This is a genomic window from Streptomyces phyllanthi, assembly GCF_009377205.1.
Classification (GTDB): Bacteria; Actinomycetota; Actinomycetes; order Streptomycetales; family Streptomycetaceae; genus Streptomyces; species Streptomyces phyllanthi.
This window is the reverse complement of the sequence record NZ_VJZE01000069.1, coordinates 1-13,800: the sequence shown is the minus strand read 5'-3', so window position 1 is coordinate 13,800 and position 13,800 is coordinate 1. Positions and strand designations below refer to the sequence as shown.

The window sequence follows — 13,800 nt, the reverse complement described above, 5'->3', positions numbered from 1 at the left end:
GCCCGACGGTCCTGGCAGGCGGCTCTAGGTTTCAGGTTCTCTTTCCGGGGCGCCTCGAGAGCAGCCGGGTGAACGGGGTGACGGGGCGTTCCAGGCGTTCGCCGTCCACGGTGATGTCGACCGCTTCGTTGAAAAAGGCGAGGAGTCCGGTGACGGCGCCCACCGCGGGCAGCGGCTCCTGGTAGCTCCAGACGATGTTCGGCGGTACGCCCGCCTCGCCCCGCCACGACCAGTACGCGGCGGTGCCCTTGTAGGGACACCCGGTGCTGTGGTCGGTGGGTTCGAACAGGTCGAGGCGGACGTCCTCGCGGGGAACGTAGTACCGGGTCGGCAGACCGGTCTCGAACAGCAGGACCGGACGGCGGGTGTCCGCGACGACCGTACCGTCGATCTCGACCTGGACATGGCGGCTGCTGGGGACGGCGTCCACCCGTTTGTGCGGGTCGCGGGGGTGGATGAAGATCTCTTCCTCCTCCTCGTACCAGTGGTCGAGGCCCTTGCCGCTGCGCCGGAACCACTCGAAGGCGATGTGACCGGCCAGGTCGTCGGCGGGGAACGTCCAGGCCGCGTTCTCCAGCAGATGACCGTCGACTTCGAGGTCGTAGAAGATCCGCGATCCGGTGTGCGCGCCCGTCGGCGGGTTCTTCGCCGGGCGCAGCAGGTCCTCGCGGACCTCCTCGCGAGGGAAGGCGTAGAGCGGCACCGGTACGTCGGGCTCCCACACGAGGACCGGATGCCTGCTGTCCACGACGGTGACGTCGCCCTTGCGGCCGCGCACCCAGCGCTCGCTGGGCTCCCACAGGAGTCCTTCCGGGGTGGCCCTGACGTCCGGCGCGGTGGGGAATGTGGTCATGACCGGCTCTCCTTGGTCGGCTCGGCCGACGGTATGTCTCAACGTAGTCGCGGGTCCCTTAGATCACCACGTGGTTCCCGACCGGTGCAGAGCCCGGTCTCGGCTCGCCGCGCACTCCGATCCCGTGGCCGGAACCGGCAGGGGCCGGGTGGTGAGACGGTTCGTTCCTCAGCAGCCCACCCGCGCGGCCAGCCCCGTCGCGCCCGGGGCCCGGTCCCGGTAGGTCTCCGTCACGAACGCCAGGAACGTCTCGATGTCCCCGGGCTGCGAGGACAGTCCCACCGAGACACGGACGGCACCGGCCGAAGGCAGCCGCAGCACATCCAAGTAGTCCCCCATGGAGTGGAGTTGCCTGCGCGCCGCGGCACGCAGCCGACTCAACGGCAGGGCGAACGCCGCCTCGCCGGCACCCGGGTTGCAGAAGCAGCCCGTGCGCAGCGAGATACCGCGCCGGGCGCTGTCGCGCGTGACGATCCGTTCGTCGACGATCCGGCCGTCCGCGCCGAGCAGGTTCAACGCGACCGTTCCCCCGCGTGCCGCCGCGTCGCTGCCCTCGGGGCCGTACACGCGCACCAGCGGCGATCCGTCGCTGTGCCGCAAGGTACGCAGACCGGCCAGGAGTTGACCGGTGAGCCGGGTGACATGGGTGTGTACGCGGTCCATGCCGATGCCGTTGATCCAGTCGAGTCCGGCCGCCACATCCGGTATGGCCAGGAAATTGACCGTGCCGTCCTCGAAGGCCGCCTCGTCGTCGGCGAGGACGTGCCACTGTGCCTGGGCGCTGGCCGCGTGGACGGTACCGCCGGAGAACCAGGGCCGCCGCAGCCCGGCGAGCGCCTCCCGCCGGGCGATCAGGCTACCGACTCCGGTGGGGTGGCCGAAGACCTTGTACCAGCTGACCACGGTGAAGTCCGGGCGGAACCGGCTCAGGTCCAGAGTGTTGGCAGGTACGAAGGCGGCCGCGTCGAGCACTACGTCGTAGCCGTGCGCATGGGCCTGCTCGATCCACTCCAGCGGATGCTGTACGCCGGTGAAGTTGCTCTGCGCCGGGTAGGCCAGCAGCCCGCGGGGGCGTCTGCGTGCTCGGCCGCGCGCGGAGAGCGCGGCCGTCAGCCGCTTCTCGTCGATCCGCAGATCGGGGCCGTGGACCGGCACGTACGCCGTGGTCGCACCCCTGGCCCGGGCGTACTCCCGCAGTCCGTTGACGGAGTTGTGGTTGTCCAGCGACATCACCAGTCTGTCGCGCGGTGTGAACGGATAGGCCTCGCCGACCAGTCGCAGCGCGCCGGTCGCGTTGGGCGTGAAGATCACGGCGTACTCGCCGGGATCGGCGTTGAAGTGCCGGAGCACCGCGCGGCGTGCCTCGGCGAGCAGCTCTCCCGAGGCACGGGAGGCCGGGCTCTCGGAGTGCGGATTGCCGTAGCAGCCGCTGGTGATCCGCTCCGCGCTCGCGGTGACGAGCGAGCGCGGGGGAAGCCCCGCGCCGGTGTGGTCGAGGTAGGTGTGACCGCCCTCGTCGAGGTAGCCGAACTCGCTCGCCCGTAACTCGGCGAAGCCGCACGCGCCTTGATGGTCGTGAGCGGCGGGTTCCGCCGGACAGGCGCGGGCCTGGTCGGTGCCGCGTAAGTGGCTGCTGGTCCGGGCCTTCTCCACAAGTCCCCCTCTGGTCGACCGGTCCGGCCCCCGAGTCCTGTGCGCGGACGGGGACACGGTTTTCCCTCATCCTCCGCTCCAGCGCTCCTCGCGCGCAGGGGGTGGTGCAGAGAGATGCACCACCCCGTCTCTACGAGGACTGCCCCAGCTTCCCGAGTTCCGTCTCGTTGCCGGCGCGGGCCATGACGGACCCGAAGGGGCTCAGCCGAGAGTCCAGTCGACCGTGTCGGTGTACGTGGAGCCGTTGATGGTCGCGGTCACGGTGACGGTGTTACGTCCCGGCCTCAGGGTGACGCCGGCCCATCTGAAGACACGGTCTCCGCTGCTCACGGCGCCCAGGGAGGTGCCGTTGAGGGCGGCGGTGACCCTGTCCGCGTTGGAGTAGACCTTCAGTTCGGTGGTGGCGTCGGTTCGCTGGGTCCAGCGGCGGCTCGTGATGTAGAGCGTCGGAGTGCTCGCCCAGTTGGCCTTGTACCAGTAGAAGGCGTCCTTGCGGATCTGCCGGTCGCGGGTGACCAGGCCCTTGTCGTTGATCCCGGGCCGGCCTCCTTCGTTGCGGCCGTCGGAGGCGAAGTCGAACATGGCCCACACGAACGTGCCCCAGATGTAGGAACGGTCGGCGAGCTGCTTCCAGTACGCCTCGTGGAACAGCGCCTGGTACTCCTCGGGGTGCCAGGAACCACCCGGTGTGGGCCTGGGCGGGTTGAGGGCGTGCTGGGTGGTGTTGGCGCCGGCGCCGTACTCCGAGATGCCGATCCTGCGGGAGGGGGAGTTGGCGTGCAGGTTGTCGGCCCACGCGCCGAGCTCGCCGTCCTTGGAGCCGTAGTACCAGCCGTAGTACTTGTTGAAGCCCGTTACCCGGGTGTGCAGCCCGGCCTGAGCGTTGTCGGGGTCTTCGCTGCGCACCGCGTAGGTGGAGAGCCGGTCGGGGTCCTCGGATTCGATGATGCCGGCCAGTGACGCGAGCAGTCTGTTCGTGGTGGTGCCGTTGTAATCGGTGAGTTCGTTGCCGATGCCCCAGAAGACGATCGACGGGTGGTTGTAGTTCTGCCTGATCAGCTCACGCAGTTGGTTCTGGGTGCTCGCGGTGAAGGCGGACGAGTCGGTGACGGAGTTGACCAGCGGGATCTCCGCCCACACGATCAGCCCGCGTTCGTCGGCGAGGCTGTAGTCCTTCTGGTCGTGCTGGTAATGCGCCATCCGGATGGCGTTGGCTCCCAGTTCCTGGATGAGGTCGAAGTCCTGGGTGTGTTCGGCGTCGTTGATCGCCCAGCCCTTGCCGGCCCGCTCGTGGTGCAGGTTGACGCCGTGCAGGTGGAGGTGGCTGCCGTTGAGGTGGAAGCCGGTGTCGGGGTCGACGGTGAAGGAGCGAAGGCCCAGGCGTTCGGTCACCACGTCCGTGATCCGGTCCGCGCCCGCGGTGACGTCATGGATCTCCACGCTGGCGTTGTAGAGGTAGGGATCCGCGATGCCGTTCCACAGGCGTGGGCGGTCGATGCTGACGGTCTGTCCGACCTCCGCGCCGGCGGCCCCGGCGACGGTCTGCGCGGTGCTGCGGACGTCCGCGACGACGGTGCCGCTGCTGTCGGCGATGACGGTACGGACGACCACCGATCTGGCGGTGCTGTTGTCGTTCCACAGCTTCGTCGTCACGCTCACCGTGGCCGACGCCGCGCTCACACTGCTCTGCCGCAGATAGACGCCGGGGCCTGCGTAGTCCTCCATCCGCACATGAAGGTTGTCGGTGGCCCACAGACTCACGTTGCGGTAGATGCCGCCCTCGAAGGTGTAGTCCGCGCTGACCGGCGCGATGCCGGTGTCGCGGGCGTTGGTCACCTTGACCGCGATCACGTTGTCCGCGCCCGGGACGAGCACACCGGTGACGCCGAACCTGAACCGGGAGTATCCGCCCCTGTGCTGCCCGAGATACGTGCCGTTGACCCAGACGTCAGCGACCTGGTTGACCCCGGCGAACTGCAGGTACAGCCTCTTCCCGGCCAGGTCGGACGGCACGGTGTAATGGCGGCGGTACCAGCCCACTCCGCGGTAGTAGTCGTTGCCGCCGTCGGCACCGTCGTCGGCGTTCCAGGTGTGGGGCGTGTTGACCGGCGTCCATCCGGAGTCATCGAATCCGGGCGCTTGCGCACCCGCGACGTCCTGTCTGATGAAGCGCCACCCATTGTTGATGTGGATCCAAGCACGAGGATTCGGCGCCGTGTACGTCGCGGCGGACGCGGCATCGGCAAACACAATCCCCGCCAACGAGACCAGCACGCCCCCAGCCGTACCGCTCAGCACCTGCCGGCGCGTAGGGAAACCCGTCATTTCAGAACTCACTTCCGCAGAGGTGGAGTAGAAGGTCGTGTTGATGCGGCGTCACGCCGACGATCGCGGCAGCCAGGAGGCACCCGGATCGGGCTGACCGCCTGCGCGAGGTAATCGAGACGCTTGCCCCGGTCGCACCCCGCGTCCAGTCGGCGGTTCTCCCGGATCACGGCGCCGTCATCGCATGAGGTGCGGCTCTTGGACACGCTCGACGCGCACCAACCGGTGCGGCCGTAGGCCATGGGGAAGCGCTGCCACGTGGTCACACCGGCGTCGTTCCAGTCGCCCACTGGCCGACCAGCCCCTCGGCAATCGCTCCGGGGCAGGGTGCGTGATCACGCATGCATATGTCTACGCAGTCAGCCCCTCGCCGTCAACAGTGAGGACGGGCAGAGATGCGGGGACGCCCCGCCCTCTCTCCCTGCCTCCTCCTGACGTCACGGATATGCTCCGGACTCTTGACGGCGGGCGCGTGACTGCGTAGACATGACCGCGCGGTCAGTCGGACGGCACCTGACAGTGACGATTGGCCGTGGCATCGCTCCGGAGGTCTGGCTTTTCGGCCGGACGGACCTTCGGTTGCCCTCTTGGGAGATCGTCGGCCTGCCGGGGCGATGCCGCTCGGCGGGTGCCGGTCCGGCGACCGGGAATTGACAGCGCGTGGTTGGAGGCCCATCGCCGTCCTGCCCGTCCGCTCGACCGGCGTACCCTCCCGCACGGGAGCCGGCCGCCGTGCGCCCGCACGGCCCACGTCCTCAGGAGGAGACGACAACGACGACACCCGCGCCGCCCACGCCCAGGCGATCCGCGAACCGCCTTCGGCGACAAGGACCACCACAGCGTGGTGACGTGGCTCCTTGCCGACCAACCGTCCTTCTGCGAAGAGAGTTCGGGAGACCGCATCGGTCCCAAAAATGACCAAAAGGCTGTATCGGCAATCGCGATACAGCCTCCGACCTGCTACTTTCACAAGTCGGGACGACAGGATTTGAACCTGCGACCCCTTGACCCCCAGTCAAGTGCGCTACCAAGCTGCGCCACGTCCCGATGCGTCACGCGGGTGAGCCGCGTGATCACGCACGTCAACCCTACCGTATTCGGGCAGGAACTCTCGCCCCTCTCCGCGGCCTCGGTCGGCATGCCCGGGCGCCGGTGGGGGAAGACCGGGCACGGGTCGACGGCGAAGGAGTGTCGCGTGGAGCAGGTGGGCAGGGAGACGTACCCGAACGGGCCCGGGGGGCTCGATGTGCGGCCCGTCGCCGGGCATATCGGGGCCGAGATCCACGGTCTCGACCTGGGCGGACCGCTGGAGGACGAGACCGTCGAGGGGATCCGTGCGGCGTTGCTGCGCTGGAAGGTGGTGTTCTTCCGGGACCAGAAGCTCGACCACGCCGGGCACATCGCGTTCGCCCGGCGTTTCGGGGAGCCGGTCACCCTGCGGTCCCGCGGTTCCGCCTCCCCCGCGGACTTCCCGCAGGTCGAGACGACCGCCGACCGGCTGGAGCTGGCGGGGCGGCACGGCATGTCGCACACCGAGTGGCTGGAGCGCCGGCGCCACTCCACGCTGCGCGGCTGGCACGCGGACCACACCGCGCGGATCGACCCGCCGGCCCTCACCATTCTGCGCGCCGAGCGGGTGCCGCCGTACGGCGGGGACACCACCTGGGCCAATCTGGCCACCGCCTACGCGGGGCTGTCCGAACCCGTACGGCGCTTCGCCGACGGTCTGCGCGCGGAGCACCGGCTCGGGGTCGGGTACCTTCCGCGCTCCGGCCCCGACGCGTACGTGCGGCACCTCCAGGAGCACCAAGTGGCCTCGGTGCACCCGGTGGTCCGCGTGCATCCGGAGTCCGGCGAGCGCGTGCTGTACGTCAATCCGTACTACGTGGAGAACATCGTCGGCGTCTCCCGGGCCGAGAACCGGCTGCTGCTGGAGATGTTCGTGGAGCAGGTGACACGGCCCGAGTACACCGTCCGCTTCCGCTGGGAGCCCGGCAGCGTGGCCCTGTGGGACAACCGTGCCACGATCCACCTCGCCCCCAGCGACGCGGCCCACCTGGACTTTCCCCGCATCATGCACCGGGTGATGACGGCCGGGGACATCCCCGTCGGCGTGGCGGGCACACCGTCCGAGCCGATCGCCGGGGCGCTCCTGCACCGGCCGTCCGACAGCCGAAACCAGTAGCGTCAGACGTAGGGGTCGAACGCGATGCCCGATGGCATGGCCGCCGCGAGGTGGCTGTTGAAGTTGCCGTCCTTCAGGCCGAAGTTGGCGCTGCCGAAGTCGTACGCGCTCAACCTGTCGCGCAGCCCCGCGGGGTAGCCGTTCCAGCCCACCAGCGGCGGGTACTGCCAGGTGCCCTCGTGGTTCTCCGGTGGTTCGTCAGCCGAGTTCGCGGGGCGGAAGGCGTGCGTGCTCACTCCGTCCTTGTGGTACACGATCTTGGGGTGGTTGCCGTCCCAGCGGATCTGGTCGCGGGTGTGGACCGTGAAGCCTCCGTGGGCCGACGTGGAGACGTACTGGGCCGCGTTGTTCTGCACCCACACGACCACGTGTTCCCAGTCGTGGCGATGGCCGCCGAGACTGCTGCCGGCCACGGCCTGGTCCTTCTCGAAGTACAGGCCGTACATCACGGCGCACCAGCCGTTGTTGCACTTGTAGCGGGCGTACCCGTTGGTGTTGTCGAGGTCCCAGGAGTCACGGCACTGGCCGTTGAGGGCGCCCGTCGGGCTGAGTCCGCCGTTGACCGTGCCGTCGGGGCCGATGGCGGGCGTGGGGTAGCAGCCGTCCGTGTCGTAGTCGTACGCCGGCTGCCAGGTCTGCTCCGTGGCGTCCGCGTTGGCCGGCAACGCCTGGGGCGGGTCCGCGAGGGCGCTGCCCGGAAAGGCGATCACCAGCGCGACCGCGCTGCCGAGAACGACGGATAATCTGCGGAGCCTGCGCGCACTCGTCTTCAAGGCGTCCTCCTGGTCGGCCATGGGGGTCTGGGCATTCAAGCAGTATTGACATGCCCAGAACAGAGCCGGAACAGGGTCGCCGCCGTGAAGAATCGGTGCGGGAGCCGGTCTCGTGGCGGCCGGGGTCTTCCGGCACGGCCGGGAGCCTCAACCACACCTGGAAGACGCCGACTTCAGGGTCCGGACGCGTGGGCCCGGCACGCCCGGTTCAGCGGGCGCGTGAGCCGGGTGCGTGCGCGTGAGCCGAGTCCGGGTGCGGGCGCGTGAGCCGAGTCGGTGCGGGCGCGTGAGCCGAGTCGAGTGCGGGCGCGGCCGACCCTGACGAGTCGGCCGGCCGCATCGCCTTGTCATCAACGGCCGAGGGCCACCGTGCCCTTGGCGCCGCCGCGGAGGGATCGCCTCGCGGCTCGTTCGGCGGCGCCGCCGGACTGGGCGGGGCACTCATGGGGCGGCCCGTTCACCCGGTGCGTCGGCGAGATCGGGTGAGCGCCGTTCCCCGGCAGGCTCCGACCGGGCCCCGGCCGGTTCGGCCCGCGCCCCGGGCTGCCTTCCGGCCGAGAGCACGGTACGTACGCGGTGCGGGAGTGCCTGTCACGCGCCCACGCCCGCCATTCGCCGTCCGGAGGAGGCCCGTGCGTGCCGGGACACCGCGTCGGCCGTGGCGGAGACCAGCGGCGCCAGTCGTGTTGGGCGGAACGCGTCCGTGTGGGTCACCGCGCTCACGGCCGCGACCACGGTCCCGCGTGTGTTGCACAGGGGGAAGGCGACTCCGCCGCAGTCCGGCGTCATCGTCCGGGCGGCCCGGCTGCTGAGCGAGCTGGGCCGACTCAGTCCTCGGCGTGCCGCCGCGCCGACTCGTTCTCCTGGGCCATGCGCCGCAGCGCCAGCAGCGCGGGCTCCAGGAGGACGGTCAGCAGCAGCGCCCGCTCCGCGACCTCCAACGGGTCGTCGATCCAGTCCAGTTGGTCGAGGTCCACGGCCGCGGTCTGCTCGGCCAGCCGTGCGTACGGCAGCAGCGTGCGCCACTCCAGCGGGGTGCCGAGCGTACGCAGCGAGGTCAGGGTCTCGGCCAGTGCGGCCCTGGCCGGTGCGGACTGGTGCACCTGCCAGCCCAGCTCCTTGATGAGCGCGCCCACCTCGGCCGGTTCCGGGGTGCCCTCCTCCGGCTCCTCCACGATCCGGATCGACCCGAGGGCCAGTCCGAGAAGGATGTGGGTGTCGCCCGCGTGCTCGTCCAGGGCCCGCAGTACGTCCCGGGTGGTGCTGACGGAAAGGCCCCGGACGCCGATCAGCGCGCGGATCAGCCGGAGTCTGCGCAGGTGCTGCTCGTCGTACTCGGCCTGGGTGGCCGACAGCTGCCGCCCGGCCGGGAGCAGGCCCTCGCGAAGGTAGTACTTGATCGTCGTGACGGAGACGCCACTGCGGCGGCTCAGGTCGGACATGCGCATCGGGAGGGCTCCGCTCTGGTCATTGGATACCTCCACTGTCTAACATGGATAGCGAAGGTATCCAACAACAGGGCCTCCGCCTTGCCCTGCCCTGCATTCATCTCTCCCGCCTCCGCCTCTGCCGGAAGAAGGCCGCAGCCATGCCCACCCTGCGCTGGACCACCGTCGACACCCCCGCCCCCGACGCCACGGCGTTCGTGATGGCGTCCCGTCTGGAGGTCCGTTCCCTCGCCGACGTACCGCGCTTCTTCCTGCGGTCCCTCGCCGCCTGGAAGCAGGTGACCGGCGCGCCCGGTGCCTTCGGCGCCTCCCTGGTCGCCGAACCGCTCAGGCGGACCTTCTGGACGCTGTCGGCGTGGGAGGACAGGAAGGCCCTGTACGCCTACGCGAAGACCGAGCCGCACCGCTCGATCATGAAGGGCCTGCGGCCCACGATGAGCCACTCGGTGTTCACGTTCTGGGAGGTCCCCGCGACGGACCTGCCCATCGACTGGGCGGACGCCCGGCACCGGCTGGCCGAGCAACAGCGCACGGACGCCGCAAACGCCGGCGGACCCGCGGCCGCCTGACCTCTCCACCCAGCCCTCTACAGGAGTTCTCCGCCATGACGCTCTCCGAAAAGACCCCGGACGTCGAGGAAGCGGCCGCCGCCCCGCCGGGCGAGGGCAGGCGCGTGCCGCTGTGGCTCGCGATCGTCGCGTCCAGCGTGCCCATGTTCATGGTCGCGCTCGACAACCTGGTCGTCTCGACCGCCCTGCGCACCCTGGCCGTCGACCTCGACGCGACCACCCAGCAGCTCCAGTGGTTCGTCAACGCCTACGTCCTCAGCTTCGCCTGTCTGCTGATGACGGGGGCGGCGCTCGGCGACCGGTTCGGCCGCCGCATGGTCTTCGTGGCCGGTGTCGCCGTGTTCACGCTGTCCTCCATCGGCTGCGGTCTCGCCGACACGAGTGAGCAGCTGATCACCTTCCGCGCCCTCCAGGGCGTCGGCGCCGCGGCCGTGATGCCGCTGTCCCTGACCCTGCTGTCCCAGGCCGTTCCGGAGCGGCTGCGCGGAATGGCGCTCGGCGTGTGGTCCGGGGTGAGCGGTCTGGCCGTCGCGATGGGCCCCGTGGTGGGCGGCGCGGTGGTCGACGGCCTCGACTGGCGGTGGATCTTCTGGATCAACGTGCCGGTGTGTGTGATCGCCATCCCGCTGGTGCTGTTCGCCCTCCGCGAGAGCTCCCTGCCCGGGACCCGCCTCGACCTGGTCGGCATGGTGCTGGCCGCGGCGGGACTGTGCGCGGTCGTGTGGGGCATCGTGCACGGCGAGACCGACGGCTGGACCTCGGGAACGGTGCTGGGCGCGTTCGCGGGCGGCGCGGTGCTGCTGGCCGTGTTCGTCGCCTGGGAGGCCAGGGTCCCGCAGCCGATGCTTCCGCTGTCCTTCTACCGGGTACGGGCCTTCACCCTCACCAACGTCGTCTCCGCGGCCATGTACTTCGGCGTCTTCGGCTCCCTCTTCCTGCTCGCCCAGTACCTCCAGGTCGTGCCGCCGCACACCCCGCTGGAGGCCGGTGTGCGCACCCTGGCCTGGACGCTCATGCCGATGTTCGTCGCACCCGTCGCCGGACTCCTCACCGACAAGGTGGGCGGCGGCCGGCTGATGGCCCTCGGACTGTTCCTCCAGGGCGTCGGACTCGGCTGGATCAACCTCGTCGCGGACACCGACACCTCGTACTCCTCCCTGGTGGGCCCGATGATCGTGGCCGGTATCGGCATGGGCTTCGTGTTCGCCCCGACGGCCGCGGTCGTCCTCGGCTCGGTCGCCAAGGAGCACGCGGGCAAGGCGTCCGGTGCCAACACCACGGTCCGCGAGGTGGGCGGCGCCCTCGGTATCGCGGTCCTCAGCACCGTGTTCGTGGCGCACGGCAGCACGCGTACGCCGCAGGAGTTCGTCGACGGGCTGCACCCCGCGGTGTGGGTCGGTGTGGCCGTGGTGTTCGTGGGTGCGCTGTGCGCGCTCGGCATCCCGCGCGGGCCGCGGGCCGAGGAGGACTGAGGACGACCGGGCATCCGTCACGGTGCGGTGGCCGCCCGGCGCGTGGGACGCGCGGGGCGGCCATCTTCGTTGCCGGCTCTCATGGTTGACGATCCCTCGACGTGTGCGGGCAAGGCACCGGCTCCCCGATTCGCGGGACATGCTGATCACCGGGCGGCACAATGGCGGCGACGCTCCCGCGCCCCCGCGCCGGACGCGGACACCCAGGACAGCGCGTGGTACGCGGAGAGGGGAACGACGTGAGTGACCAGCACAGCCCGTCGGGCAGGCCGGGCAGGCTGAACACGAGCGTGGCGCACAACGCCCGCGTCTGGAACTACTGGATCGGCGGCAAGGACAACTACGAGGTCGACCAGCAGGTCGGCGAGCACGTCGCCTCGATGTTCCCGATCATCCGGGACATCGCCCGCGCGGACCGCGAGTTCCTGGGCCGTGCGGTGCGGTTCCTGGCCGGGGAGCGCGGGGTGCGGCAGTTCCTCGACATCGGCACCGGGCTGCCGACGGCGGAGAACACCCATGAGATAGCCCAGCGGATCGCGCCCGAGTCACGGATCGTCTACGTCGACAACGATCCCATCGTGCTCGTGCACGCCCGCACCCTGCTGACCGGCAACCACGAGGGCGTCACCGACTACATCGACGCCGACGTGCACGACCCGGCCACCATCCTCGAACGCGCCGAGCGGACGCTGGACTTCACCCGGCCCGTCGCGGTCATGATGCTGGGCATCCTCAACTTCGTCCTGGACACCGAGAAGGCGCGGGACATCGTACGGCGGATCATGGCCGCGGTCCCGTCCGGCAGCTTCCTGGTCCTGACGCACCCCACGTTCGACGCCGACCTCGGCGGCGAGGGGCAGATCCCGGCGATGGAGTTCTGGAACGAGAACGCCACCCCTCCGGTGATCGCCCGCAGCCGCGCCGACATCGCGGCCTTCATGGAGGGTCTGGAACTGCTCGAACCGGGCATGGTGCCGTGCTCGCACTGGCGCAACGGCTCCGCCTCCTCCGTCGTGGTACCGCAGTTCGGAGCGGTGGCCGTGAAACCCTGAGCGGAGCGCCGAGCCCGCCGAGGAGGACGTATGACGACCCTTGCCGATCCCGTCCCCGGCGGACGGCCCAAGGATGTCGCCCGGGCCAGGGCCCACGCCAAGGACCTGTCCACACAGGGCGTGCACGGCGTCGTCCTCGCCTATGTCGACACCGCGGGCATCGGCCGGGTGAAGACGATCCCGGTGTCCCGGCTCGCCTCGGCGGCGGCCTGGGGCGTCGGGATGTCACCGGTGTTCGACACGTTCCTCGCCGACGATTCCATCGTGACCACCGACGTGCTCGGCTCACCGGACGGCGATCTGCGCCTCTACCCCGACCTCGACCAGGTGGTGGTCCTGTCCGCCCAGCCCGGCTGGGCGTGGGCCCCCGTCGACCGGATCACCCAGGAAGGTGCGCGGTACCCCGCGTGCAGCCGGACCTTCCTGCGCCGTACCGTCTCGGACGCGACCAGGCGCCACGGCATCGAGTTCAAGGCGTCCATCGAGGTCGAGTGGGCCGTCGGACAGGCCTCGGCACCCGGGGACGCGTTCGTCCCCGCCGTCAGCGGCCCGGCCTACAGCGCCACGCGGCAGGTCGAACTGAGCGACTACCTGCTGGAGTTGCTGACGGCGTTCGCGGCCCAGGGCGTGGACGTCGACCAGATCCACCCCGAGTACGCGGCAGGGCAGTTCGAGATCTCCGTCAGTACGCTCGACCCGGTGGCGGCCGCCGACCGCAGTGTGCTGGTGCGGCAGACCATCCGGGCGGTGTCGCAGCGCCACGGGCTCAGGGCGTCGTTCTCCCCCGCCGTGCTCGCGCAGGGCGTCGGCAACGGCGGCCATGTCCACATCTCGGCCTGGCGCGACGGGGCGAACCTGCACGCCGGCGGCGACCGGCGGTACGGCATGACGCCCGAGGCCGAGTCGTTCACGGCGGGCGTGCTCGCGCATCTGCCGGGGCTGACGGCCGTGACGGCCCCGTCCCCGGCCAGCCATCTGCGGCTCAGGCCCTCCCAGTGGGCCGGGGTGTTCAACGCCTGGGGGCACGAGACGCGCGAGACCGCGGTACGGGTCATCACCGGGACGACGGGCCGCCAGGACCAGGAGGCGAACCTGGAGGTCAAACCCGTCGATCTGGCCGCCAACCCGTATCTCGCCCTCGGCTGCCTCGTCGCCGCCGGGCTCGACGGCCTGGACTCGGGGGCGGCCCTGCCCGAGGAGACCACCGGGGATCCCGCACGGCTCGCTCCCACCGAGGCGGAGGCCCGGGGCGTACGCCGTCTGCCGACGTCACTGGAGCAGTCCGTCGAGGAGTTCCGCCGGGACGACGTACTCGTGACCGCGCTGGGTTCCGTACTCGCGGACGCCGTGGTCGCCGTACGCCAGGGGGAGAGCGCGGCCGTGGCCGGACTGGACGACGAGGGCGTGGCGGCGGCGTACCGCTGGAAGTACTGACCGGCCCCACCAGAGGAGTCCACCCAGTCGTGAGCC

10 protein-coding genes and 1 tRNA gene are annotated in these 13,800 nt (G+C 70.3%); 5 read left to right on the top strand and 6 right to left on the bottom strand.

What is annotated here, in order from left to right; genetic code table 11:
* Window positions 1-31: 31 nt before the first annotated feature.
* From FNH04_RS13045 to FNH04_RS13030, 4 genes are all read right to left on the bottom strand, one after another.
* Window positions 32-853 carry a DUF427 domain-containing protein gene (locus tag FNH04_RS13045; protein WP_152783650.1) on the bottom strand — a complete coding sequence of 274 codons (822 nt, stop codon included), beginning with the start codon at window positions 851-853 and terminating at the stop codon, window positions 32-34.
* A 168-nt stretch (window positions 854-1,021) separates the two neighbouring features.
* Window positions 1,022-2,506 (bottom strand): aminotransferase class V-fold PLP-dependent enzyme, encoded by a 1,485-nt coding sequence (locus tag FNH04_RS13040; protein WP_322722993.1) that lies wholly within the window; start codon window positions 2,504-2,506, stop codon window positions 1,022-1,024.
* A 201-nt stretch (window positions 2,507-2,707) separates the two neighbouring features.
* Window positions 2,708-4,831, bottom strand: coding sequence for a glycoside hydrolase family 2 protein (locus FNH04_RS13035; RefSeq protein WP_152783648.1), 2,124 nt, complete (start codon window positions 4,829-4,831; stop codon window positions 2,708-2,710).
* Window positions 4,832-5,804: 973 nt separating this feature from the next.
* Window positions 5,805-5,878, bottom strand: a tRNA-Pro gene (locus FNH04_RS13030).
* Window positions 5,879-6,026: 148 nt separating this feature from the next.
* On the opposite strand from FNH04_RS13030, the gene FNH04_RS13025 reads away from it, so the two are divergent.
* Window positions 6,027-7,016: a TauD/TfdA dioxygenase family protein gene (locus FNH04_RS13025; RefSeq protein WP_194236657.1), complete on the top strand. Its 990-nt coding sequence runs from the start codon at window positions 6,027-6,029 to the stop codon at window positions 7,014-7,016.
* 2 nt (window positions 7,017-7,018) lie between these two features.
* On the opposite strand, the gene FNH04_RS13020 is transcribed toward FNH04_RS13025, so the two are convergent.
* Both FNH04_RS13020 and FNH04_RS13015 read right to left on the bottom strand, forming a co-directional pair.
* Window positions 7,019-7,810 (bottom strand): NPP1 family protein, encoded by a 792-nt coding sequence (locus tag FNH04_RS13020; RefSeq protein WP_152783644.1) that lies wholly within the window; start codon window positions 7,808-7,810, stop codon window positions 7,019-7,021.
* A gap of 806 nt (window positions 7,811-8,616) precedes the next feature.
* The gene (locus tag FNH04_RS13015) at window positions 8,617-9,237 is read right to left on the bottom strand and encodes a MerR family transcriptional regulator (protein ID WP_152783642.1); all 621 of its coding nucleotides are present in this window, start codon (window positions 9,235-9,237) and stop codon (window positions 8,617-8,619) included.
* Between the two features lie 140 nt (window positions 9,238-9,377).
* Here FNH04_RS13015 and FNH04_RS13010 point away from each other — a divergent pair, with 140 nt between their 5' ends.
* The 4 genes from FNH04_RS13010 (at window position 9,378) to FNH04_RS12995 (ending at window position 13,764) form a co-directional block, all read left to right on the top strand.
* A complete protein-coding gene (locus FNH04_RS13010) occupies window positions 9,378-9,806 on the top strand; it encodes a DUF3291 domain-containing protein (protein WP_152783640.1) in 429 nt (142 codons plus the stop codon).
* 35 nt (window positions 9,807-9,841) lie between these two features.
* Window positions 9,842-11,278 (top strand): MFS transporter, encoded by a 1,437-nt coding sequence (locus tag FNH04_RS13005; RefSeq protein WP_152783638.1) that lies wholly within the window; start codon window positions 9,842-9,844, stop codon window positions 11,276-11,278.
* 239 nt (window positions 11,279-11,517) lie between these two features.
* Complete coding sequence (locus tag FNH04_RS13000) at window positions 11,518-12,330, top strand: SAM-dependent methyltransferase (RefSeq protein ID WP_322722992.1); 813 nt, start codon at window positions 11,518-11,520, stop codon at window positions 12,328-12,330.
* Window positions 12,331-12,360: 30 nt separating this feature from the next.
* Window positions 12,361-13,764 carry a type I glutamate--ammonia ligase gene (locus FNH04_RS12995; RefSeq protein WP_152783634.1) on the top strand — a complete coding sequence of 468 codons (1,404 nt, stop codon included), beginning with the start codon at window positions 12,361-12,363 and terminating at the stop codon, window positions 13,762-13,764.
* The last annotated feature ends 36 nt before the right edge of the window (window positions 13,765-13,800 follow it).

Excerpts from the sequence above, each read along its gene's own strand:
- FNH04_RS13045 (WP_152783650.1), bottom strand. The coding sequence starts at position 853 with ATGACCACATTCCCCACCGCGCCGGACGTCAGGGCCACCCCGGAAGGA.
- FNH04_RS13035 (WP_152783648.1), bottom strand. The coding sequence starts at position 4,831 with ATGACGGGTTTCCCTACGCGCCGGCAGGTGCTGAGCGGTACGGCTGGG.
- FNH04_RS13020 (WP_152783644.1), bottom strand. The coding sequence starts at position 7,810 with ATGGCCGACCAGGAGGACGCCTTGAAGACGAGTGCGCGCAGGCTCCGC.
- FNH04_RS13015 (WP_152783642.1), bottom strand. The coding sequence starts at position 9,237 with ATGCGCATGTCCGACCTGAGCCGCCGCAGTGGCGTCTCCGTCACGACG.
- FNH04_RS13010 (WP_152783640.1), top strand. The coding sequence starts at position 9,378 with ATGCCCACCCTGCGCTGGACCACCGTCGACACCCCCGCCCCCGACGCC.
- FNH04_RS13005 (WP_152783638.1), top strand. The coding sequence starts at position 9,842 with ATGACGCTCTCCGAAAAGACCCCGGACGTCGAGGAAGCGGCCGCCGCC.
- FNH04_RS12995 (WP_152783634.1), top strand. The coding sequence starts at position 12,361 with ATGACGACCCTTGCCGATCCCGTCCCCGGCGGACGGCCCAAGGATGTC.